The sequence below is a fragment of the Faecalicatena sp. genome (assembly GCF_058819085.1).
Genome location: NZ_JBZUUL010000042.1, coordinates 1 through 23,659, shown reverse-complemented (window position 1 = coordinate 23,659; position 23,659 = coordinate 1). Strand labels below are relative to the sequence as shown.

The window sequence follows — 23,659 nt, the reverse complement described above, 5'->3', positions numbered from 1 at the left end:
GAGCATTTTGATCTGCTCAAAGCTTTCGCTAAGCTGTGCGTCGCTCTGGCGGTAAGAAAGGAAGTGGCTGCCTTCGTGGGAATCACACCAATCCTTAAGCCATGCTTCAAACTGCTTCGTATCAGCACCTTTATGCAGAGCCGGGTAGACCTCTGAATATTGTTCTTTTCCGGTTAGAATATCATAGGTTTCATCACTCACAACGACCTGTACCCCATTGAGAAAGCCTTCGTTATTGATCGTGACCGGGGTGTCTGCAATCCCTGCGATCGTAAGCTCCACATTGTTTATTGTAATCACATCGCCTTTTTTCAGGTTCGTCTGCGCGGCTGTCTTACCTTCGAAGGAAATCGCAATTGGATTTTTTACAATACACGATCTTCCCTCCAGCAGATCCTTAAACTCATCCTCTGACAAGTCTTCTGCGTGGGATTTCAGACGGGCATCGTCGATTCCTGCAAGCTGGAAGGTTTCTCCGGGTTTTAATTCAAAATCAAGATTGATGGGAATGCTCCCGGATTCATCCTGCATATAGACCGTAAGTTTTGTGGTGGACAGATTTTCAACTGCCTCATGCTCCCGGATTTCCTTAGCACCCTCCGGCGAAATTCCCGTCCCTTCATTTGTGACTGCATAATCTCCCAAATGCATGTCTTTCACACTGCTGCTGGTGTCGAGAAGAGCGGTGAAGCTTTTAAGAGCCACAAAAACAGTAATGCTCATTACCAGGGAAAGGATCGTGATGACTGTCCTGCCCCGCCCGCGCCTTAAGTTGAGCCTTGCATAGTAGGCTTCAAAGCTGTGTATCTTCCGTTTTTTCCGTATCCGCCGTTTTATTTTCACAGACTGTCCGGACATGGCAGTCGTCGGAGAGACCCGCGCCGCGTACCTTGCCGCCGGGAATGCCGCCAGCATTGCAAATCCCAGCGTGACTGCAATACTTACCAGAAGATACAGGGCACTCCCTGTACCGGCAGTACTGATGGCAGTGCTTAACTCACTGGTGTTTTCTGTCAGGAACAGATCCGGATTCAGGATACTTGTTGCAGCGATCAGGATGCCTTTTGCAGACAATATGCCAAATAGCAGACCAATCGGAATCCCGATTCCGCAGAGGATAAATAACTGAAGTGAAACAAGACGATAAATCTGCCCTCTTTCCCCTCCGATAGCGCGAAGTGTACCATATTCCCGGATTCGCTTAGTCACGGCGATCTTTAAGATATTATAAATGACCAGCCCTGCTGCAGCCAGAACAAGGATTCCGACCAGTACAAAGGCCAATGCCATGAAAGAAAATCCTGTTTCAGTATCCGATTTTCCTTTTTCCGAATAGTCGATCCCAAGCGCGTCTAACAGTATCCAATTGTACTGAATGAACGCTTCGTCTACCCCAAGTGTCTGTGCCAGATCATTCACTGTATCCTGGAAATGCTTTGTGTCAGCGACCTTAAAATCTGTGGAGTAAAGCAGGTATTTCGCAGGCAGGAGCATGTTCGCCGTTCCCGGTCCCAATATCGCATCCACGCTGCCTGTAGCATAACCGAGATAATTTGCTTTTAAAATACCGGAAACCGTAAACTCGGCCGTATATCGATATGTCTCGGAACCATTCATCAGGGAAATGCCTGCATCCAGTGTAATGGTACTGCCCACAGTGATCTTCTCCTGAAAGTACTTAAGGACATCTTCCGGCAGTGCGATTTCATTGGGAGCAGCAGGCAGCCGTCCTTCCTTCACCTTGCCGACGGACGGATAGGCATCCAGTGCATTTCCCAGGTATTCTCTCATAAATAAGGTGAGTCCGCTGTTTTTCAGCCCCAGACTCCCGACAGTGATCATGCTGCCCGCATCCACAATGCGCGGATCAGCCGATAATTCTTTCATCTGCTCTTCGGACAGCTGGTGAAAGGATGCATAACGGTCTCCGTTTAAGGAAGAAGCCTGTTTTACCCTCATATCCTTTAGGATACCCAGAGACTGGCCGATTGCTGTTGTCATGATACTGGAAAGGATCACAGCCAGAAGAATAAGTACTGCGGTCACCTTCTGCGCCTTTAATTCTTTCCAGGCAAGTGATACATAGGATTTCATCATACATTCACCTCCGAAAGTTCCCCGTCGATCATCGTAAAACGGCGGTCTGCCATCTCAGCGATCCGAAGATCATGTGTAATGATCACCAAAGTCTTATTCATCTTTTCGCGGATACTTAACAGCATCTGCATGACCTCGCTGCCGCTCTTACTGTCCAGATTACCGGTCGGTTCGTCTGCAAAGATCACATCCGGCTTTGCAATCAGGGCTCGGGCGATGGCAACACGCTGCTGCTGGCCTCCCGATAGTTCATGAGGCAGGTGAGAAAGCCGGTTTTCAAGCCCTAAAAAATTGGCAAGCTGTTTTAAATATTGCTCATCCGGCTGCTTTCTATCCAGCAGAAGGGGCATAATGATGTTCTCTCGCGCTGTTAAAACAGGCAGAAGGTTAAACTGTTGAAAAATAAACCCGATTTTTTGACGGCGGAAGGCAGACAGCTTCTTGTCATTTCCATTGTGGATATCAATATTATCATATAAAACACTGCCCGATGTCGGATGGTCCAATCCACTGATGATATGAAGCAGGGTACTTTTTCCGCTGCCGGACGGACCGATAATGGATATGAAGTCTCCTTTGTGGATCGTCATGGAAGCCTGATTTAACGCAGTCACCTTGTTCTCGTTCTCTCCATAGATTTTTGAAATATAATTTACATGAATATCCATAAAACTCTCCTTTACTGATTTGATAAGGAAAGTTTAAAAAATAATTCTCAAAAAAGTCTCAAGGTTTAGATTATTTTTACAATTGCTTTTACTGCTGCACCGACCGGGCGATTCTGGATCTCGATATAGCCTCCATGCTTTCGGCATAACAGATCTCCAATATACAGCCCCATTCCAAAATGTCCGGCCTCCTCCCTTCCTTTCTGGAAAGGCCGGATACCGTTTGCAAGCAAGGAATCCGGGAAACCGCAGCCGTCGTCGTTTACACATATTTCCAGATGTTCCCCCTCTGTGGTACATGTGATCCAAACCTCTCGTTTTGCGAACCGAAGCGCATTGGATACCATATTTTCCGCAATCTGCAGCAGAATGGACCGATCTATCAGGATCACCTTCTCTGTATCCTCTGCCTGAACATGGATCTCTCTTTTGCTGTCCAATCCTATGATATGAACGGCAGCTGTAAGCTCTGATACAAAGGCTTGAAAGCCGGTGTTTTTCAGGCACAAGGGGATCTGCTCTAATTGCTGGACACTGCTCATTGTCTCTACATACTTTTCGATCCTGTTTGTATAATCCTCGATACGCTCCAGGTTTTCCAGCATCTGCTCCTGCCCTGCCCTTCTGCTTTGAATGCCAATACGTGCCAGCTTCACGGAACCTTTTAAAACTGTGATCGGATTTTTCAATTCATGGGAAAAGGCGGCATTCAGCCGTTTCTGTTCCTCTGCCTGTTTCCACAATTTCCTGTTATTCGTAAGCAATGTCTGACGCATCGTTTCAAAAGCGCTGCAGAGCTGTCCTAACTCATCCTCACTTTCTGCCTCTATGGTAAAGTCCAGATCATTTTCAATGATCCTGTTCGCCCCCTTTGTAAGAATGGCAACTGAGTTTTTCAATTTCAGCCGATAGAACATAGCTGACGTGACAAAAGAGGATGCCATAAAAATGAATATCGGCAGGACATACTGCAGAGCCTCCAGAATATTGGCCGCAAACAGATTTTCCCTGGCCGGAAGAGGCAGATTCGAAATCTGTCCCGTACCAGGTTCCAGAAGGACACCTTGCGGTGCAATTGCCGATCTTGATTTCACACAGATTCCAAATGCAATGACTGCAAGGATTGCTGCAATGACAAAATTCAGGAATGTAAGGGTAAATAGAGAACTTTTTAGGCTCATACGCTTTATCCTACCCATTTATATCCCACCCCCCAGACCGTTTCTATATAATTATGAAGCGTAACAGCCCCAAATTTACTCCGTATTTTACGGATATGTTCCATGATCGTATCACTGCTTCCGTCTCCGTCTAACCCCCAGACCCGCTCATAGATCCGTTCACGGTCAAACACCTGGCCTGCATTTTCAGAGAGTAATTCTACGATATCAAATTCTTTTTTCGAAAGAGATACAGCTGTTTGATTGATCGTAATTTCTCTCTTCGAGTAATCGATCACCATATCGGTAAAAAAGCCGAGAAAACGTTCCTCATGTTTCCTGCCTTCCCGGCGCAGGTGAGCTTCCACCCTTGCTCCTAATTCATCAATATCAAATGGCTTTACGATATAATCATCCGCCCCCACATGAAACCCTTTGATTTTATCGGCGGTCTCACCCCGGGCAGTTAAAAATAAAATGGGACAGGAAATGTATTCCCTTATTTTCTCACAGACCGTAAAGCCATCCATTCCCCTCATATTAATATCAAGCAGGACAATGTCCGGCTGGCAGGAGATCTTCTGCAGAGCTTCCTCCCCGTTTAAAGCAGTGTATACCTGATAGTCTGACAGTTCAAAATAACTTTTCAGAATCTCTACAATCCCTTTCTCGTCATCTACCACTAAAATCTTTTCCCTCATACGGCCACCTCCTTAATATCTTATATTATCATGAAAATCTCAAATTTTCCTCAAGTTTAGGATTAATACCAGGCATGCTTCTCATTTTGTCAAAAAGAATCTGGGATATGCAATCGCACTGGACAAGCTGATCAACACCACTGGTGAAAGCGATCTCTGCTTCAGACCGCTATTCCCGCCCATGCAGGCCGAACTCTGTATTGTATGGAAAAAATATCAAGTGTTTTCAAGAGCGTCTAACACCTTTCTGCATGAATTACAGAACGAGTTGAAAAATAGGATTCCTATACAAACCCAGTGACTGTTTTCTGCTGCAAAGACGGATTCCCGGTCCTATCAATCTATTTTCATTCTAGATTGATAGGGCCGGGAGCCGTGTATGACCGATTCATGTTTACGGATTGTTATATAATACGTGCTCTCACAGCACGTCACTTGTCTCTACATTGTAAACTGACAGGCAGACAGATATACCAGCCAATATCAGCAGGAGGATATAAAACGGTACGCTGCTGCTCAATGTGAAATCTCCGATGTTTCCCTGTGTAAGAGCCGCAACGATGACCGCGGTGATGACCGCCGCTTTGGAGGATCTCAGCTTCATCCCTACCAGAAGGGCAATGTAGCTGATGCTCACCATCGCTGCCGAACTCAGGAGAAGATTCAGCCAGAACGACAGAGTTCCGATCTGAATGCCGGATGTATCTGCATGTGTATAGGAACTGGTCATAAAAAGAACTACATAGATGATGACCTTCGTCAGAATGACCGCGGCAAAGTTAAAGATCCATACTGCCAGAAGCTTTGAAAACAGGATCTTCCGGCGGTCAATCGGATAGGAAAACATCAGGTTGATCGTTCTCTTTTCGTAGGCACTCACTACATAGGATGCCAGCATCACCCCAGTGAAGATAATATATGTCATATGGGAAAACAGCTCCACCGCAGCAATCAGCATATTCTTTCCATAAGTCTCCATCGTCTTAGCCCCATCTAACTCGCCTGACTCTGCCATTGCCATAAGAAAAGCCAGCAGGATAACTGTTGTGATTCCTGCAGAGCGGATTCCATTCCCAAGCTTGTTCTTTTTCCATTCCAATTTTACTAATTTCATCATCACGCTACACCTCCGCAGTTAATTTCAGGAAATAGTCTTCCAGGGATTCCGATTTTTTACTGATCGCAGACATCTCAACATCATGAAGTGCCAGTGTCTTGGAAATCTCCAGTGTCGTGGCTTTCGAGTCGTAGATACGGATTTTTTCGGCTTCCACGATCTTAAAATTCGTGAATCCTAACTTCTCCGTCAATAGGAAAGCAGCTCTTTTTGTATCTGTCACTGTCAGTTCGATGTAGTTCAGATTCATCTCTCCGATATCCTTCATACTGATCTCTTTTCGCAGCGTACCGTGATGGATGATCCCCACCATATCTACGGTGTTCTCGATCTCTGCAAGAAGATGGCTGGAAATCATAATCGTAGTTCCGTATTCTCTGCTGAGCATTTTTAACAGATCACGGATCTGTTTCATTCCTGCAGGATCCAAACCATTGGCTGGCTCATCCAGGATCAGCAGCTCAGGTCTGCAAAGGATCGCCCTTGCAATGCCCAGGCGCTGCTTCATCCCCAATGAATAGCTCTTCACCGGTTTATCCGCTGCACCCTCTAAATCCAGCATCTTCAATGCCTCCGAAATGCTGTCCTTGTGATAATACCCCATGTATTCTACATGAAGCTTAAGATTCTCTCTTCCCGTAATGTGTTCGTAAAAAATCGGAAACTCGATGATACTTCCGATCCTCTTTAATACTTCGTAAGATTTTGGCGTCAGCGTTTCTCCGAAAAGCTCGATACTTCCGCAGGTCGGTTTCCAAAGGTTTGTGATCATCTTCATTACCGTTGTTTTACCTGCACCGTTCGGTCCCAGGAATCCGTAAATCTGCCCCTTTGAAATATGGATATTGACATTGGAGACTAGTTCCTTTCCTCCAATCGTTTTGGTAAGATCGTTTGTTTGTATAATGTATGGCATATGTTGTGCCCCCTTTCTTACCTATCATTGTAAAGACTCCGCTTTTCAAAACTCTTGAATAAATCTTACGAATTTCTTTCTTTTTAGCTGCCCGGAAGGATCAAAAGGTGATTCTTTTTAATTTTACGGTAAAAACTGTTCTTACAAAAGGTTCACTTACTAATGTAAGATCACCGCCCATCTGCCGGGCGAGATTCTTCGCGATGGTCAAACCCAGGCCGTTCCCCTGCATGTCCCTGTTCCGGGAATCCTCCAAGGTATATAGACGCTCAAAAACCGTAGACGCATATGCCTTTTCGATCCCTTTTCCCTGATCGGCCACATCGATATATACAAATTCCTCATCATAGCGCAGTGTAAGCCCCAGATACTTCCCATCGCATCCATACCGCACAGCGTTAGAAAGCAGGTTAAACATAATCCTTTGGAAAGCATCCGGGTCAGCCTGAGCATAAATATTTTCATCCGGGATCTCAATTTCAATCTGAAATGCTTTCTGTGTCAGCAGTTCATAAAAGTCTAAAATATTTTCCCGGCATGCCTCATTCATATTCACTCTGCCAAGTTCAATATCCGTATCTCCTGCCTCCAGCTTTGCCAATGTGAAGAACTGGTTGATCAGCTCCATCACCCTGTGGGCTTTTGCCTCCACCTTCTTGAGCATCTCATGATCCGGATCGCCATTCAGGCGGATGATCTCCAGATACCCCAGAATCACGGTCATCGGAGTCTTAATATCATGAGAAACATTGGAAAGCATTTTTTTAGATGCGATCTCAGAGCGGCGGAAATCCGCCTTGGCCCTCTGGCATTCCATCAACATCTGATTGATCTGTGCCATCAGCTCCATAAGAATCTTATTATCTGTAAAGGTCATGATTTGTTCGTCGCTGCCGCTATTTATGATCTCTTCCAGCTTTCTGCTGATTTTTTTTAAATTTGCCTGGGTCCCCATACGAAATTTACATTGCTGATAGATCACGATACCAAGCAGAACCACGATTATGACAGACAGCCAAAAGATAATTAAAGACTCACTCATGATATTTCTCCTAACTTATACCCGATTCCCCATACAGTAATCACATAGCGGGGCTCTCTTGGGTTGTCCTCGATCTTATTGCGAAGCCTGCTGATATGGACATTAACTGCATTTTCGTCCCCCAGATAGGCATCGTTCCAGATCTGGGAATATAACTGCGCCTTGGTATAGACCTTCTTCGGATTTTGAAGTAAAAGTTTCAAGATCTCAAACTCCTTTGCCGTCAGGTCAAGCTTCTCTCCAGCCTTCGTAACCGTGTAATCCGACAGATTCATCCGTAGATCACCAATAGTCAGTATTTCCTCTTCTGCCGCCTGAACCGGCGCCGCATACTGGGTGCTCCTGCGGATGTTCGCCTTGATCCGGGCCAGCACTTCTGTGACGGAGAACGGCTTCGTAATATAGTCATCCGCTCCCAGGCCCAGGCCCAGCGTCTTGTCCACTTCCGTGTCTCTGGCAGATATGATAATGATCGGCACATTACTTGTCCTGCGGATCTGCTGCATCACATCCATACCGCTGATCTTAGGGATCATGAGATCCAGAAGTACAATACTAAAGATACCGTCCTCGAACTTCTCACATGCCTCCTCGCCGTCCGCCGCACATACCACCTCGAAATTCTCACATGTCAGATAATCTCTGAGCATAGCACTGATCTCAGGATCGTCCTCTACCAATAAAATTTTCATGAATTATGCTCCTGTTCTTATCTGGTATTATTTATTCTTCTCTACATTTATTCTGATCTAAGCTTTTCCAGATCCTATCGCCCTTTTCTGATCAATGCAGTCACCAGCCAAATCGTACTGACTGGTGTCATGATAAATACATAAGCGTATAGAAATCTGACTGGAACTGAGACATTGCTATCGCTGACAAAACTAATCCCCATACTCGCCGATAAAATGCTGAATACAATTGCTATGATGCTGATCAAAACCTGGTAACTTCTTTTCATTCCATGTCTCCTCCCTTGAAACTTCATTATAAAAGAAATTATACCCTCTCTTATCACTTTTCACAATAGTATCGGCATTGGAGTTATTCTCCCATATTACCGTTACCTTTTTAGGTTATTCAAACTGCTTCCTTTTTTTCTTGATATTCTCTAACAGCTTATTTTGTTTTTTAACTTCTATCCGTAAAGCAATATAATAGATGATTGCACCGATGATATAAGGAACTGAAAACGATAATGTCATATCTCTATAACCATCAGGGTGTATATCCACAAAAAACGAAGCTGTCTTTAGAGAAATAAGAATAACTGCAATTCCAAAAGCGTACTGTACGATAATCATAGCTAGTGGAGAAAACCTTTCAAAACGGTAATGTTGTGATAATACAACCACGCCTAAGATACTTAAAATTAAAAACAGAAATATATTTAACTGTGTAGGGTTCATTTTCCCATTTACAACGATCTCATATACTGTTAATAAAATGGACAAGATTGTATAAGTGATACAAATAATAGGAATTATATTCTTTTTAGTTATCAATTTCACTGTTAATGCCCCCCTCATTCATGGTTTTAAGAAATAAGTTGAATTTTGACTTATAACTTCTATTGATTTGTACTTTTTCGCCGTTATCTAATAGAGCAGTTACTTTCATGTTTAACTCCGATCTAAGAGAATTTATTTTATAGATGTTCAGAACCATTGATTTATTAACTCTTATGAAACCGTATTCATAATAGGCATCTTCAAGCTCCGATAGTCTCGCTTCGATTTTTAAGACCTCATTTTTCAGATAAACAAACGTTTTTTTATCGACTGATTCAAAATAGTATACATCATTAAGTGAAAAGATGATTTCACCACTCTCTGTTTTCCCAATCAATTTGTGCTTGTATTTTCTTAAAAGTGCCAGAACTTCAATTACTTCATTTGTCCTTTTTTTGTAAAAATAATCTATTCTGTCTTCTTTGACTGCTGTGTCCATGTATTCATTTATTTTCAAAGAAATCCCCTCCTTTGAGGGACATTATAACATGAACATTAAAGTAATGACCACATAAGAAATTGTAACCCTCCTATTTAAAGCAAGATAGGCAAAACCAAATAAGCATGCTTGTATGCAGGCATAAATCCCCGTGTCTATACCTTGTGTCAAGATATGGCTAAGCCCCCATGTAAGTGCAAGAATAATACTTCCAGCAGGAATATATGTCTTTTTGCCAACTATTTTTTCAAAAAACATCTGTCCGAATATGATAATCAATAAAATCAACATACTTTCAAAAGCATAGTAAATATACTGAATTACAAATTTTATGAGCCCATTATTTGTAAACTCAATGATAGGCTTAAAACCATGCCATACAAATGAAGTGTAAACCATAGATACAAGCATAATAAAACTAACCACTACCATATTTATCGGTCTTATTTTTGAGTACTGTTTAGGAATCTGCTTTAATAAAAGAAAAGCAAGAACGCCCCAAATCACACAAGTAGCAGACCAATGAATTACACTTTGTAAAATTGTCCATTTACTGCTTGATATTCCCCACAAATTTGTTTCTAACATCAGTAGCAGGATTTCTATCCCTAATCCGCCAAAAGCATAAAGAACAAATCCCAGATAATCCATAACTGTATTTTCCTTTTTTTGAATTGTTGTTTTCATATACTGTACCTCTTTTTTGTCTTGATTATATGCAAGAAACCTCAATAGAACAATACAACAACAACTATACTGCGTTTATAGGAAACTAAGTTACACCAAACATAAAGCATTTACTATTTTGTCAAACAGTCGTATATAACAAAAACCCACTTCAAAGTACAACTTTCCCTGTTTATATGAGCTTCTCTATATTGATCACCTTATCCACCCAGTCACGATAGAACAATTCCTCATGGGACACGAACAATACTGTTCCGTGATAGTTTACCAATGCCTCTTTTAGAGCCTCCTTCGCCTGGACATCCAGATGGTTCGTCGGTTCATCCAGAATCAGGAAATTGCAGGGGGAGTGCATCAGCAGACAGATCTTTGCCTTTGTCTGTTCCCCTCCGCTTAACGTTTTGACGGGCTGCATTGCATGCTCGCTGGTGATCCCGCAGCATGCGAGTTTTTTTCTGATTTCTTTTATTGTCAGGGAAGGATATTTCTCTGACATGATCTGGATCGGAGTCATTTCCTCGTTCTCCCACTTTAAGTCCTGTGAAAAATACGCGGTCTTTACCTGGCTTGAAAAATGAATTTTCCCTCCAAGTGATGGAATTTCCCCGATCAGCGTCTTTAACAGTGTTGATTTGCCAATCCCGTTAAAGCCTGTAACAACCACCTTCTGCCCACCGTTTATCGAAAAGCTTACCTTCGGGAGAAGCGGATAATAATATCCTATTAAAAGATTTTTGACCGATAAATGCTCTGTATTCGTAAGCGGCAGCTCCTGAAACTGAAATCTGGGCTTGATTTCTTTGACTTCCAGGGTTTCCATTTTTTCCATTCTCTCCAGCTGTTTTTTCCTGCCCCTTGCCATCTTTGATTTTCGTCCGGCCATATTCTTCCGTATGAATTCCTCTGTCTTTTGAATCTCCCTCTGCTGTGCTGTATACTGCCGGATATAGTCTTCCCGCAGAAGTGTCTTCTTTTGCAGGAACTCCTGATAGCTGCCATAATATTTTGTAATTTTCTTTTGATCAATATCCAGGATACGGTTCACTGACTTTTCCAGGAACTCATAATCGTGAGAGACCACCAGAAAAGCCTGTTCCAGGCCGGAAAGATATTCTGACAGCCATGCGATATGCTCCTTATCCAAAAAATTCGTCGGTTCGTCCAGCAATAAGACATCCGGTTTCGTAAGGAGCAGCTTTGCCAAAATTACTTTTGCCCTCTGCCCGCCGCTCATTTCTGCAATCGGCCGGTCCAGTCCAATGGCAGATAAGCCTAATCCCATGGCCACCTGCTGTATCTTAACATCTATCGAGTAGAAACCCCTATGTTCTAGTTTTTCCTGGTATTGAAATGCAAGTTCAAGCACTTCTGTTTTTCCTTCCGCAGCCTGGAAGTATAACCGATTCATCTCTTTTTCAAGGTCGTATAGATCCTGAAAAGCGGTCTTTAAAAAATCCTGCATCCGTATCTTCTCCTCTATCTGGGCGTACTGATCCAGATATCCCACTGAAACACCTCTCTGCCATATGATCCTTCCCGAATCAGGAACAACCTGTCCGGTACAGATCTTTATAAAAGTACTTTTTCCGGTCCCGTTCTGTCCCACGATCCCAATATGCTCCCCTTTATTCAATGTAATATCCACATCCTTAAAAAGCAGGTTATCACCAAATGAATGTGCTAAATCCTTTATCTCTAATAAACTCATCTCTATCTAATCCTTTCATAACAAAATGGGCAATCAAATTTCATATATCATAAAAAAAGCAGAAGACAAAATACACCTGGGTATCTGCCTTCTGCTTTATAACATTCTTTTTGTTAAAATATCAGAAGGCTATGGACAAAACATTGTCATCCATAGCCTTCTGATACATAAAATCATACGAGAAAAAGAACCAAAACAGATGCTTTTCTCACCTGATCTTGATTACTTCCTCCCGATGAATGATAATACATACTCTATTCGCTATACTCTGTACAATGCTTCATCGGTATCAATTGTACAGAGTTTTTTCGTGATCTTGGGTGAATCTTAAGTAAGATTTTCATAGTATTCATACTCCTTTGCTGTGAAGATGATAACAAACAAAGGGAAAGATGTCAAGTATGTTATGATGGTGTATTTATTATTTTTAAGCTTTACATCCTTATCCCGCTCTCTAATCATTCACTCCGTTTTCTCCCCGGTATGCTGATCCTCCTGGCCCTTCAAATGATTCTGATAATAGATCCGTTTATCTTCATACATATCCTCATCTGCCTCTTTGATCAGTGCCAGCAGTCTGGCTGAATGTGGTGACCATCGATAACCAAGAGCGATCTTTAAATATTGGTTTTCCTGGACGATCTGTTTCAACCGGCTGACATGTTCCTCAAATTCCTCTTCTTTCATGTGCAGACAGAGGATCACAAATTCGTCACCGCCGATACGATAGATCTCATCTGCCGGAAATACTTTTTTCATATATCCCGCTGCCGCGGTAATAACCTCATCACCGCACGCATGTCCATATGTATCATTAATTTCCTTTAATCCATTGATATCCAGATAGATGACACCTATTTCCTGATCGTATTGTACAAACTTCTGCACATCCTCCATGTAACGGTTTCTGTTGTAAAACGATGTCAGCATATCGTGATAGCTTAACTGCGCCAGCTGATTCTGAACCTTATCCTGCTGGATGGACAGATCGATAAAGTAACTCAGAGTCTGTAAAAATGAAACGATATGCTGCACCTTGTCAACCGGAGGATTGTTCAATCCGATAAAACCACTGATACTGCCGTTATACTCAAGTGAAGAAGCAATCATGCAGTGGATATTATGCTGCTTTAGCATCTCATATTCTTCGGGTTCTTCCTCTTTCAGATATTCAATATCCTCGATGACCAGACATTTTTGTTTTTCAAATGATGTGATCCACCGTTCGGTGATCTCATCAGAAATATACTGATATTCTATATTCAGTTTGTGCGTGTCATCTTTATGCCATTCCTGTTCCACTACCAGACTGTTCTGCTCAATACTTATGTAATATGCACAGTCTGCCTGGAGAAACTTCCCTGTGATAGCCAGAACATCTTGGATGTTTCTGTCTACATCCCGCTTTTTATAAAGGATCTGGATACAGTCAACGATCATCTGTTCTGCATCCAGCAGATATTGCAGCTGCTGCTTTTTATTTTCATTCTCTGTCAGATCAAACGCAATCTCCATTCTGGCGTTGCGGTTATCCCATATAATCCTTCGGTCTTTTAAAAGGTAATGACGCTTGGTAATAGGATTCGTATATTCCCAGCTGATATTTTCTCCTTCTTTAAGATCACTGTTGTTACAGAATGGACATGGGCTGGTCCGTCCTTGAAGCACTTTATAACACTTCTTGCCATAGAAATTCTTAATATGAAAAGAGCGCTGTCCGGCCTCGTTCAGGAACAGCAGCTCATATGTCTCGATATCTGTGATATATAAGAGTTCCGACATCTCATTCATCGGAGCCTGAAGCTGTTTCGCCAGCACAGAAAGGTACTCACTTCTCTTACGGTTCTCATCTTCAATTCTTTCTATTTCCTGCTGTCGCTTAGAAACACGCGATGTAAAAAAACCGACAAAGGCAGCTACCATAAGCCAGATACCAGTCAACAGACTCAATCCCACCTTGGCATGCTGAACTCTTTTTTCTGTGTAAGCCTCGGCATCATGTACCGCGATATCCGTTTCTGTGAAATACTCTTCACTCAACCGATAAAGCAGTTCCTGATCACCTCCGCGGCGGACATTCTTGATCTCGTCTTTAATCTTCCCCCATTTCTCCCATACAATGGTCATTTGCTCCTGAAATGCATCATCTTTCAGATAGATCAGATCCTGGTCACCTTTCCCTGTGCGAAGCCCCTCAATAATATCGTCTAATCGTTTGATCAGGATATCGTCCGGCTCTCCATTCAACTCTTTTTTAACCAGTTTCTGAGTGGCACCGCGAACGATACCAGTATAGTTAACCACCCTGGCATTCCCCTGTACATTGCCGATTGAATATAAAGCAAAAAAGCCCGAAATAATCAGTGCAATCGCAAGTATCACAGGAATAATCTTCTTTTGCATAAACAAAACGCATCCTTTCCATGGTCTGTAAATCACACGACCTCTTATGTTTATAATACTAGAAATTCAATAAACTTGGAAGGGTTTTGCGTATTTTCTGCTATTTAATGTGAAATATTGGAAGTTTTTCAGGCCACATGTGATTTTCTGCTATCGCAAAGCTTTACGGGTTATGGCACTCCACAATATAGCATGTCCGCCTAAAATTATGACATTCATCCATACCCCCTTTGTCTGACCACTAAGCAGATCCATCAGTCCGTAAAAAGAAGCACTGGACACAAGCAGGTAAGACAGACCATGCATTACATTATTGTTTGAAACAGTCAGGTAAAATAGAATCGGAGGTGCGATAAACAGGACCATCAGCACCTTGATATAAACAATCCCAGTCATTAATCCTGCTGAAAAATGTCCAATCAATACTCCCAGCAATGCTGCTATATATGCAGATAGAATCGCGATCAGAATCAGTGGAAGTATCTGTGACCAGCGCAGCCTTATTACAATCAGAGCCGTAAGGAGTGTAGAAATACTTCCTCCTGCAAAACCCAGCAGCAGTTTTTGACGGATATAAACCTTCACAGTCATCGGCAGTATCTGGTTGATCGTTGCAATGCCGTCCTCTTTTTCACCGATGATGCTCATTGCATTAAATGTACATCCCATAAACATGGCAGTAACTATCGTAATCACAGTCAGTAAAGTTTTGAGACCTTCATTGCCTTCTGGTGCTGGAACGATCGTCTGTTTATATAATGCTGGAGCCGTTCTGTATTCATAAAGCCGTGGCAGAGTATCTCCAATCGTTTTATTTACTGCCAGTTCATCACCTGCCAGCAGTGTTGATATCCCCTCCTTCTCTCTTAAGACACCGATCATCTGTGTAGACGGGTCCCTGACTGCATCGGTCAGTTCTGCTTTTGTTTCATATTCAGTAACATTCCCAAATTCACTAAGCCATGCAGCGGTCTCCCCGGTCACGCTGTTTTTCAAGACTCCAAACGAAGTTTCACTTACAGTCCGGAGGTGTGCCTGGGATAATAATTGGATTCCCAAGCCGAAAATAATGGGAAGCAGAAAGGTCAGAATGCACATCTTATCCCGGCGTATATTCTTGAGCTGATATCTCAATTGCTTCACCTCTTATCTCTCCTTTCTCATTGCTTTTGCTAAGGCCCGGTATACAAGCAGAAACAAAAGGACTGTGGTTGCCAAACAAGCTATGCCATAGACTGGCTGAAATGAAGCCTCATTAAAATAGGCTGCTTTCATTGCAGTAAACAGGTGATACATGGGGTGATATATGATCCAGTCCCAGACAATCCCAGTCTGCCCTGCCAGAAATACCGGCGTGGTGATGAAGACTGCAATGACCAGATAGAACAGTGAAAACTGTTTAAAATCTGGCAGGAGTATAGCGCATAAAAAACCTGTCAATGCCATGATAAGCGATAAGATCCCGGCCTGGATCAAAACCCCGGGCAACACCTCTATCCCATTTTCCACTCCCAGATTCAGGATAGTCAGCAAGGTGGCAAATCCCAGGTCTGCAAGTAAGATCCACCCCAGCTTAGAAAGAATAAATGCGGCTTTACTGACCGGAAGTATTCCGTGTACCCTAATGACTCCCATCTGCTTTTCCTTAAACAGCATTGCGGCCAATCCCAAAAGCCCTACCGCTGACAGCTCAAAAAATAAAAATTCTGCTGTGATCTCCCGACGGTTTTTCATTTCTTTACTGTTGGTCCCAATGATCTCTGCCTGACCGTCCATCTCATGATTCAGTACCGTCTCTGCCCAAGCTGCCCGGTAATGATCCGTTGTATAGAGGCCGGAAGAAATGAAGTAAAGTTCCGGCTTCTCTCCTGAAAAATCCAGCCCAACAGAATATTGATCCTCACAGGCTTCCTCCAATTTTTCTCTGGTCTCGACCCTTGTCACATATTTTGAGAAAGTATCCTGTGTTTTTTGTGGATCATAGAGAAAAACAGGGTATATCTCCTGATCCAGATGAACATAAACAAAGTTGATATAACAGGAGTATAAAACAAGTGTCCCAAAGGCCAGAAGAAAAAATTTCCCGGATATCATCATCTTAAAATCCTTCTTTAGTAAGTACAAAACTCCCCTTCCCATCAAACCAGCCCCCTCCCCGTATATTGGATGAATATATCTTCGAGAGTCGGCTCCTGTGAATGGATAGAGACCACTTCGTCGTGTGGGAAAGGGATCCCGCACTTAAGAGCAGTTGTCTCTAATGTACTTCTCATGTGCTTTCCATGATATATGTACTCAATGATAACCTCATGGCCTGCATTTTGTTCTTTCAGCCTCTTGGGAGTATCTAACGCAGCGATCGTACCGCTTGAGATAAAAGCGACCCGGTCACAGAGCAGATCGGCGTCCAGCATATTATGGGTCGTAAGAAATATCGTTGTACCCTTTCTGCGCTCTTCCTCAATAATTTTCCGGAACAGAACCGCCCCGGAGGGATCCAGTCCACTGGTCGGCTCATCCAAAAAAAGCAGCCTGGGATTGCTGATGAGAGCTCTCGCCATACTGACCCGCTGTCTCATCCCCTTGGAGTAAGAAGACACTGGTTTCTGAATGAAGTCCTTTTTAAACTCCAGCTCCTCCAGCAATTCTTCTGCATCCCGCAGCTGCCCCTTTGGGTAGAAAGAGGAAAAGTATTTTAAATTATCCAGGGCACTTAAGTTTGTATAAAGATAGGGAAACTCAAACAAAACACCGATCTTCTGATAGAATTCTTTAGTATGCACCGACTCTGCTTCCTTTCCAAATAAGGATACATATCCCCCATATCCCTTCAAGACTCCTGTCAGAATTTTTTGGGTCGTTGATTTCCCAGAGCCATTCGGTCCCAGAAAACCAAAGATTTCCCCGTCTTCCACGGAAAAGTTTAGGCCATGCAGGATTTCTTTGTCCTTTCCATAAGAAAAGGTCAGGTCTTTTACTTCTACCATTTATCATCCCCCCACTTTCCAAGATCCTCTTTCTTTTCCTGCCTGCGTCTGCTACACCATTTCATAAACTTCATCTTAAATGGGACCGAGACTATAAAAGCCGCTGCAATCAACACCCACCAGTACCATTCTATGCCTAAAAACATCCTCATTTCCTCCTTTTCTTCTTTTGATATTAAAATAGGAAAACGAGGTGAAGTCGATGTGAGACTGTTGTGAAATTGATGTGAAATTGAAAAAAGCCCCGCCATTTCGAGATAAAGGCAGGGCCGTATAAAAACAATATCATTATTCAATGATTGGGATAGAAAAATAGAATTGCACGCCATCGTCCAGATTACATACACCATACGGAATATCCTGCATGGAAAGGATCTGGGACACGATCGCAAGACCAAGACCTGATCCGCTGTATTTGGAATGACTGCTCCGGTAAAATTTCGTCCAGATCTTATCCAGATCCTTTAGTGGGATCGAAGGACTCTGATTAAAAACAGAAAAAAGCATTTTCCCTGGCTGTTTTACCATAGATATTCTGATCAAACCGCCAGGAATTACATTCTTTTTTGCATTGACGATTAAGTTGTCCAAAACCTGTTCCATACGTTTTTTATCTGTATCAACATACACCTTATGATCCGGGAGTTCATATTCCAGCTTAAAGTCTGCATCCGGCACATCAATTAAGAGCCGTCCGGCTGCAGTTTCCACAAGCTCTACAAGATCAAAGCGCTCTGGCGTCAGAAGACTTGCACCGGTTTCCAGGGCGGACAGATCTAAAAGGGTCGTAATCAAATCCCCCATCCGCTGTGTCTCCTTTATGATGATCCCGGTATATTTCTCTCTTATGAACTCGTCAGTTTCATCCTGGACCCCTTCTGCATATGCTCTGATGATACCTAAGGGTGTCTTCATTTCATGGGACAGCTGGTCCACAAGCTCTTTACGCTCAGCCAGCAGCAGACGTTCCTGCTCCACTTCTTTTTCAAGATGCTGGTTTGCCTTTTCCAGCTCTGCCATCGCCTTCCTGAGATTATCAGCCATATAATTCAGGCTTTTAGACAGTTCTCCGAATTCATCATTGGCAGATATGCTGGCAGATGTAGAAAAGTCTAGCCGGGCCATCTTTCCTGCCGTTTCACTGAGCCTGGATACAGGGTTTGTGACAATTTTTCCCAGCAGATAGTCTATCACAAGCAGCAATACGATCACAAAAAGGATCCAGAGGAAAAAGGACAGTTCTTTATCCAGAGGAAGCCTTGTCGACGCAGTATAAGACAGAATCAAGACAATACCTGCTGCTTTTAAGATCACAAGCAGCTTCTTGCGTACCGTTCGTAAAGAAAAACTATCTTTTAAAGTCATACTGTCACCTCAAATTTATATCCGGAACGGATCAGCGTTACAATGTATTTTCCTCCGTTCCCTAGTTTCTGCCGCAGCGTCTTGATATGCGTATCTACAGTTCTGGTCGTTCCTTCAAAATCATAGCCCCAGATCCTATTGAGCAGCTGTTCACGGGTAAAGACCTGCCCTGGGTTTGCCATAAAAAGCGAAAGCAGCTCATATTCCTTATGGGTCAGCGTAATCTCCTGACCGTCCGCAAAGACTTTATGTGAGGCAGGAATCACCGTAATTATTCCTGCATTTAAGGAATCGGGTGTTCCGTAGGAAGTACGGCGCATCAGGGCATTGACCTTTGCCAGCAGCAGCTTTGGGCTGAACGGCTTTGTCATATAATCATCCGCGCCATATTCATACCCTTTCAGCTTATCCTCTTCCCCGCTTTTTGCCGTAAGCATGATAATCGGTATACTGCTCATCTCCCGGGCCATCCTGCAGACTGCAAAGCCGTCCAGATGAGGCATCATGATATCCAGTATCATGATATCTACCGGTGTACTTTTCAGGATCATAAGAGCATCCACCCCGTCATCAGCTGTCAGGCAGGTGTAACCGCCCTTTTGCAGATACTCTGAGATGATGTCCTGCATGCTTTTCTCATCCTCTACAATTAAAATATTTGCCATATAACCGCCTCCTAGCAGATGGGTGGAATATATCCCATCTGTATTGCTTTCGTGACCGCCTCCACTGAGGAGGCTGCTCCTAATTTCTCATAAATATGCTGTAAATGATTAGATAGAGTCCTCTCGCTGATATACAGTTCCCCTGCAATATCCTTCCGCTTTTTCCCTGTGCTTACCAGCTTAAGAATCTTTTTTTCCATACTTGTCAGCTCTTCAATAAACCGCTCTTCCTCTTTCGGAAAACAGGTATGATTCTGGTATACTGCTAAAAGAGAAGCCGCCAGCTGGCCGGGGCTGATATTTTTATTCAGAAATCCCCGGACGCCGATTCTTCTGGCCTCGTGTTTATAGACCGGCAGATCATAGCCTGTCAGCATGATGATCTTTACATCCGGCATTTCCCTAAGAAGCTCATGTGCCAGATTCAGGCCGTCCTCTCCGCTCAGACTGCCCAGGTTAATATCCATCAGGACAATATCGATCTGTTTCTTCTTAATCTCCCCTGATAAATCCGATATGTCATTTATAGAATAGAACTCTTCTATCTCTTCAAACTCTTCTAATGCGATCGCCAGACTTTTTGCAAAAAGCACATGATCGTCAACTAACAAAATGTTGATAGGAACCCTCTCCTCTCATTGGTAATTCAACTTCTATCCTAAGGCCGCAGGGCTGGTTTTTCTTCACATACATAAAGCCACCGAGGTGATCTGTCTGTTCCTTTAACGAAAGGATTCCCTTCTGCGACACAGCAGACTGGATATCTTCCGACGATATCTCCTTCGTCCCGTTATCACTCACAGCCAGCCTGATAATGTCTTTTACAAGAACCAGTGTAACCACTGCACTGTCACCGTTTGAATGCTTGTATACATTTGTCAGCAGTTCTTTGATCAGCCGGTAAACCAGCATATCGTATGGCTCTGCAATGAAGATATCCGGTGCACATTCGAATAAGACTGTGATCCGTTTCTGCGGAAATGTTTCCTGGACGCTTCTGATCAGCTGCCCATAATTCTCCTTCACTGTCAGATTCTTCAAAATGACGGGATGGTAATCCTGCATTCTTTCCCGAATGCGTACATTTAAGTTTTCCAGAGTCTTACAGATCAGATCCTGGACTTCCGGGCGGTGGGATTTTCCGGTCATATTTTTTATAGAAAGCAGATCCTGGAGGATATCGTCATGAAGAAAATCAGAAAATTCTGCTTTCAAATGTTCCTCTCTGCGCAGCTTTTCCAAAGCAAAAGTGTAGCTGTCATTGGCTGTGATATCCTTCTTCTGTCTCAGATTTTCTCCCAGAAAAATATTGCTGAGAAAAATCACACAAAATAGGAAATTACATTCCATGATAAATAGCAAAACCGGCAGATGGAATGCAAAACTGACCAGGCATAGGAAGCCAAGACACACAGCCGCCAAAAGACCTCCCTGTTTTCTTTCCAATACCGCCACTATTGGCATCCCTTGGCTCTCCTTTACGGCAATTCCATGAATACTGAACGAAAACACAAGAACAGTCAGGTAGATTCCAAAGTTTCCGATATGATCTTTAATATCCCATGTAAAAAAATAATAAATCAAAAAACCGATCGCCGTAATGCCTGCAGAAAATAAAAGTGCTCTTCGTTCACTTCGTATCACGTAACCGATCCTTTTATGATGATAGCCGGCCACAAAAAGGAAGGCAGAAATGCTGACCACAAACTGTATGCCATAACACACTGCAAAGATCCTTCCTGAAAGAAATGTGCTGATGGCAGCACTCACAAACACAATAAAAAGCAGGATGTCCACTCCCTTTTTCAGCTGATATCTGTATCCCTGAAACAGGAAGAATAAAACAAACTGTACCGATACATACAGGATGACCGGGCTTAAGAGCTGAAATAAGATCGTTTCCAGCGGTGTTTCCCGAAAGGATAACAAAAGATACCAGCTGTCCAGTGCCAGCAGCGCACAGAACAAAATCAGAATCCTGTTTCCTGTCACATCACATGCCATCATATAAGAAATATCCAGTAAAAAAAGGGTGGCAAGAGTGATCGGAACGATACTGTGAATAGAAATACCTGCATCCGAATTGGCAAACGTACATAGGTAAACCAGGACTAACATGTGATTCAGCAGAAATACCAGTTTTGCCATATTTCGTTTCAATTGACGGCCACCCCCTTTAAATAATACCTTGGTAACGCCCATTATATCACAAACAGTAAGTTCGTGAAATACCTCTCTAGTCCAGTATTTTGTAACAGGATCTGACGGTTGCGATGTAATAGATCAGGTAAATTACCCCTGACAATACGATTGCGAGAGCTGCAGGTGCGTATAGTACCGGGGAATTTTCTAATATGTTCTGCATCAAACCTGTTTTATAGACTAACGCCGCAAAGATGCAGTCCAAAAGTCCCAATAGAAAGGGGATACTGAAATAGGTCCATATCTGTTTCCTGACGATCTTTCTGATCAGTTCTTTTCTATACCCTATTTTTTGCAGGATATCGTAATCAGCCTTCGAATCTATAATCGCTGAAATATTGTTGAAATATAAAATACTTCCTGCAGCGATAAAGAATAGAACGACCAGGAATCCGATCATCAGAAACGTGGAGCTGTTCAGATATACTAATTCATTGATCCGATGGGAATTACCCTGGAGATATGGGCTTTCATTGAGGCAGGCAGAGATCTCGTCATATAGTGCCTCCTGATTTTTTACGGCATCCCCATTGATCGAACATACACTTGTCACCGGAGACATTTCCCTGCTCATCCGGCTGTATAACGCATCGCTGACTACCAGTGTCCCGATACTGTTGGCAAAGGAAATGACATTTTCTAAAGAGGCTTCCCTGACTGTCACTGGTACCTCCGTATCGCCTATCAGCAGGGAAAACTGCTTTCCTGCTTCTCTGTCCTGCCTGCCATCCGACTCATATTTCATAAGGATACACTCCTGTTCGGACAACGGGGTCAGATTTTTGCTGATCTTTGCCTTCCCCTGCGCCTCTAAAAGCTCCGCATATGCAGAGAATGACATGCATTCAAATCCCGGTTCTCTCACGCTGTTCTTTTCTTTGGCCCCCTGCTTTGCTGTTCCCAGGCTGTACTCTGCCGGAAGCTCATTGGAAGAGGACTTCACTTTATATAAGTCTACGGATGTAAAAATGATATCCTCTGCATCCGGCAGAGCGTTTTTCACGATCTGTTCTACAGCCTCTCTCTGTTCTTTACTTTCCGCTCTGAATTCGATCTCTGACGGTGCAATACGTGCCACTGCCGCAATGGGATAGTAAAGGGTAAGCGCCATCACACTGGATACCGTCAGCGTGGCTGCAAATAAAAGCGTCAGCATGACCAGGGTCTTTGCGTTAGAGCGGATTCGGTATATAAAATTGGGTGTAGTGATGATATTTTTCGCCGAATAAAAGGTCCTTTTTTGTTTTTTACGCTGTCTCATGAGATACGGTAAAAAGGATGTAATAAAAAGAACCGTCCCGGTTACGACCAATAGCATCGTAATTAATCCCATCTGATAGAAACCGATTTTTATCCAGACAGAGGCTTCTCCTCGGATAATATCTAACGCCAGCGCATAGCCTGCAGCGATCATTACGAAACCTGCGATGGCCGGAAGTTTGTGGAATTTCATCGTTTTCTCGGCACTTTTTTCAAATCGAATCAGCTTCATCAGGGAAGTCTGGTATAAAAATATTCCATTCGAAATGACCAGCACACTCCCCACTATCAACAAAAACAATACGGTGTCAATGACGGCCTGAAGATTCCAGAAGGGGATCTTAGAACTGTCAACAGACAGATTCAAAAGGCTGCTGATCCCGAAGACGATCCCCTTGTGTGCAGCGCCTCCCAATATGATCCCGGCTATAGAAGCACCGCAGCAGATAAAGAGGTTTTCAAAGGTCAGCAGTTTCAGTATTTCTGCCCTGCGGTATCCAAGAAGAGCATAGATGCCCAGTTCTTTTGTCCGCCTGCGCAGAAAGAACCGGTTGGAGTAAGACAGATAAAAGATCACAAAAACCATCAGGAAGACTGAAATAGTCCGACACATGGTCTCTACTCTTCCGTCCGATGAAATTTTTTCCAGGATGATCTCATTCGTGGAAAACGATGCAAAGGAAAAATAGATGGTTACCACAAATGCCACAGAGACCAGATACAGTGAGTAA

At 43.2% G+C, this 23,659-nt stretch carries 23 protein-coding genes; all 23 read right to left on the bottom strand.

Translation table 11 applies throughout. From position 1 onward, the window contains the following. The coding region (locus AC4OGX_RS19350) for an ABC transporter permease (RefSeq protein WP_493332393.1) at nt 1-2,097 on the bottom strand (2,097 nt) is incomplete at its 3' end. Beyond that, nucleotides 2,094-2,765 (bottom strand): ABC transporter ATP-binding protein, encoded by a 672-nt coding sequence (locus AC4OGX_RS19345; protein WP_493332392.1) that lies wholly within the window; start codon nt 2,763-2,765, stop codon nt 2,094-2,096. The genes AC4OGX_RS19345 and AC4OGX_RS19350, both read right to left, overlap by 4 nt. 65 nt (nt 2,766-2,830) lie before the next feature. Then, nucleotides 2,831-3,964 (bottom strand): HAMP domain-containing sensor histidine kinase, encoded by a 1,134-nt coding sequence (locus AC4OGX_RS19340; RefSeq protein ID WP_493332391.1) that lies wholly within the window; start codon nt 3,962-3,964, stop codon nt 2,831-2,833. Further along, nucleotides 3,952-4,626 carry a response regulator transcription factor gene (locus AC4OGX_RS19335; protein WP_493332390.1) on the bottom strand — a complete coding sequence of 225 codons (675 nt, stop codon included), beginning with the start codon at nt 4,624-4,626 and terminating at the stop codon, nt 3,952-3,954. The genes AC4OGX_RS19340 and AC4OGX_RS19335 overlap by 13 nt, the downstream gene beginning before the upstream one ends. Before the next feature lie 421 nt (nt 4,627-5,047). Beyond that, a complete protein-coding gene (locus AC4OGX_RS19330; RefSeq protein ID WP_493332389.1) occupies nt 5,048-5,743 on the bottom strand; it encodes an ABC transporter permease in 696 nt (231 codons plus the stop codon). Between the two features lie 4 nt (nt 5,744-5,747). Further along, the gene (locus AC4OGX_RS19325; RefSeq protein WP_493332388.1) at nt 5,748-6,659 is read right to left on the bottom strand and encodes an ATP-binding cassette domain-containing protein; all 912 of its coding nucleotides are present in this window, start codon (nt 6,657-6,659) and stop codon (nt 5,748-5,750) included. A gap of 100 nt (nt 6,660-6,759) precedes the next feature. Continuing rightward, on the bottom strand, nt 6,760-7,701 hold the full coding sequence (locus AC4OGX_RS19320; protein WP_493332386.1) for a sensor histidine kinase: 942 nt from the start codon (nt 7,699-7,701) through the stop codon (nt 6,760-6,762). Then, a complete protein-coding gene (locus tag AC4OGX_RS19315; protein ID WP_493332384.1) occupies nt 7,698-8,393 on the bottom strand; it encodes a response regulator transcription factor in 696 nt (231 codons plus the stop codon). Before AC4OGX_RS19315 ends, AC4OGX_RS19320 begins: the two co-directional genes overlap by 4 nt. A 74-nt stretch (nt 8,394-8,467) precedes the next feature. Continuing rightward, nucleotides 8,468-8,662 carry a hypothetical protein gene (locus tag AC4OGX_RS19310; protein ID WP_493332382.1) on the bottom strand — a complete coding sequence of 65 codons (195 nt, stop codon included), beginning with the start codon at nt 8,660-8,662 and terminating at the stop codon, nt 8,468-8,470. A gap of 115 nt (nt 8,663-8,777) precedes the next feature. Next, a complete protein-coding gene (locus tag AC4OGX_RS19305) occupies nt 8,778-9,212 on the bottom strand; it encodes a DUF6608 family protein (protein ID WP_493332381.1) in 435 nt (144 codons plus the stop codon). Further along, nucleotides 9,196-9,669 carry a LytTR family DNA-binding domain-containing protein gene (locus AC4OGX_RS19300; RefSeq protein WP_493332379.1) on the bottom strand — a complete coding sequence of 158 codons (474 nt, stop codon included), beginning with the start codon at nt 9,667-9,669 and terminating at the stop codon, nt 9,196-9,198. The genes AC4OGX_RS19305 and AC4OGX_RS19300 overlap by 17 nt, the downstream gene beginning before the upstream one ends. A 24-nt stretch (nt 9,670-9,693) precedes the next feature. Further along, a complete protein-coding gene (locus AC4OGX_RS19295) occupies nt 9,694-10,338 on the bottom strand; it encodes a hypothetical protein (protein ID WP_493332378.1) in 645 nt (214 codons plus the stop codon). 172 nt (nt 10,339-10,510) lie between these two features. Beyond that, a complete protein-coding gene (gene abc-f, locus AC4OGX_RS19290) occupies nt 10,511-12,046 on the bottom strand; it encodes a ribosomal protection-like ABC-F family protein (RefSeq protein ID WP_493332376.1) in 1,536 nt (511 codons plus the stop codon). 462 nt (nt 12,047-12,508) lie between these two features. Next, the gene (locus AC4OGX_RS19285) at nt 12,509-14,449 is read right to left on the bottom strand and encodes a GGDEF domain-containing protein (RefSeq protein WP_493332375.1); all 1,941 of its coding nucleotides are present in this window, start codon (nt 14,447-14,449) and stop codon (nt 12,509-12,511) included. A gap of 150 nt (nt 14,450-14,599) precedes the next feature. After that, nucleotides 14,600-15,592 carry an ABC transporter permease gene (locus AC4OGX_RS19280; protein WP_493332374.1) on the bottom strand — a complete coding sequence of 331 codons (993 nt, stop codon included), beginning with the start codon at nt 15,590-15,592 and terminating at the stop codon, nt 14,600-14,602. Nucleotides 15,593-15,595: 3 nt separating this feature from the next. Continuing rightward, nucleotides 15,596-16,588 carry an ABC transporter permease gene (locus tag AC4OGX_RS19275; protein ID WP_493332373.1) on the bottom strand — a complete coding sequence of 331 codons (993 nt, stop codon included), beginning with the start codon at nt 16,586-16,588 and terminating at the stop codon, nt 15,596-15,598. Further along, nucleotides 16,588-17,436, bottom strand: coding sequence for an ABC transporter ATP-binding protein (locus AC4OGX_RS19270; RefSeq protein ID WP_493332372.1), 849 nt, complete (start codon nt 17,434-17,436; stop codon nt 16,588-16,590). Before AC4OGX_RS19270 ends, AC4OGX_RS19275 begins: the two co-directional genes overlap by 1 nt. After that, a complete protein-coding gene (locus AC4OGX_RS19265) occupies nt 17,430-17,582 on the bottom strand; it encodes a hypothetical protein (RefSeq protein ID WP_493332371.1) in 153 nt (50 codons plus the stop codon). The genes AC4OGX_RS19270 and AC4OGX_RS19265 overlap by 7 nt, the downstream gene beginning before the upstream one ends. Nucleotides 17,583-17,724: 142 nt before the next feature. After that, a complete protein-coding gene (locus AC4OGX_RS19260; protein WP_493332369.1) occupies nt 17,725-18,801 on the bottom strand; it encodes a sensor histidine kinase in 1,077 nt (358 codons plus the stop codon). After that, on the bottom strand, nt 18,798-19,466 hold the full coding sequence (locus AC4OGX_RS19255; RefSeq protein WP_493332368.1) for a response regulator transcription factor: 669 nt from the start codon (nt 19,464-19,466) through the stop codon (nt 18,798-18,800). The genes AC4OGX_RS19260 and AC4OGX_RS19255 overlap by 4 nt, the downstream gene beginning before the upstream one ends. A gap of 11 nt (nt 19,467-19,477) precedes the next feature. Further along, nucleotides 19,478-20,077, bottom strand: coding sequence for a response regulator transcription factor (locus tag AC4OGX_RS19250; RefSeq protein ID WP_493332367.1), 600 nt, complete (start codon nt 20,075-20,077; stop codon nt 19,478-19,480). Next, nucleotides 20,067-21,614: a sensor histidine kinase gene (locus AC4OGX_RS19245; protein ID WP_493332366.1), complete on the bottom strand. Its 1,548-nt coding sequence runs from the start codon at nt 21,612-21,614 to the stop codon at nt 20,067-20,069. The genes AC4OGX_RS19250 and AC4OGX_RS19245 overlap by 11 nt, the downstream gene beginning before the upstream one ends. An 88-nt stretch (nt 21,615-21,702) precedes the next feature. After that, nucleotides 21,703-23,659: ABC transporter permease (locus AC4OGX_RS19240; protein ID WP_493332364.1), on the bottom strand; the 1,957-nt coding region annotated here is incomplete at its 5' end.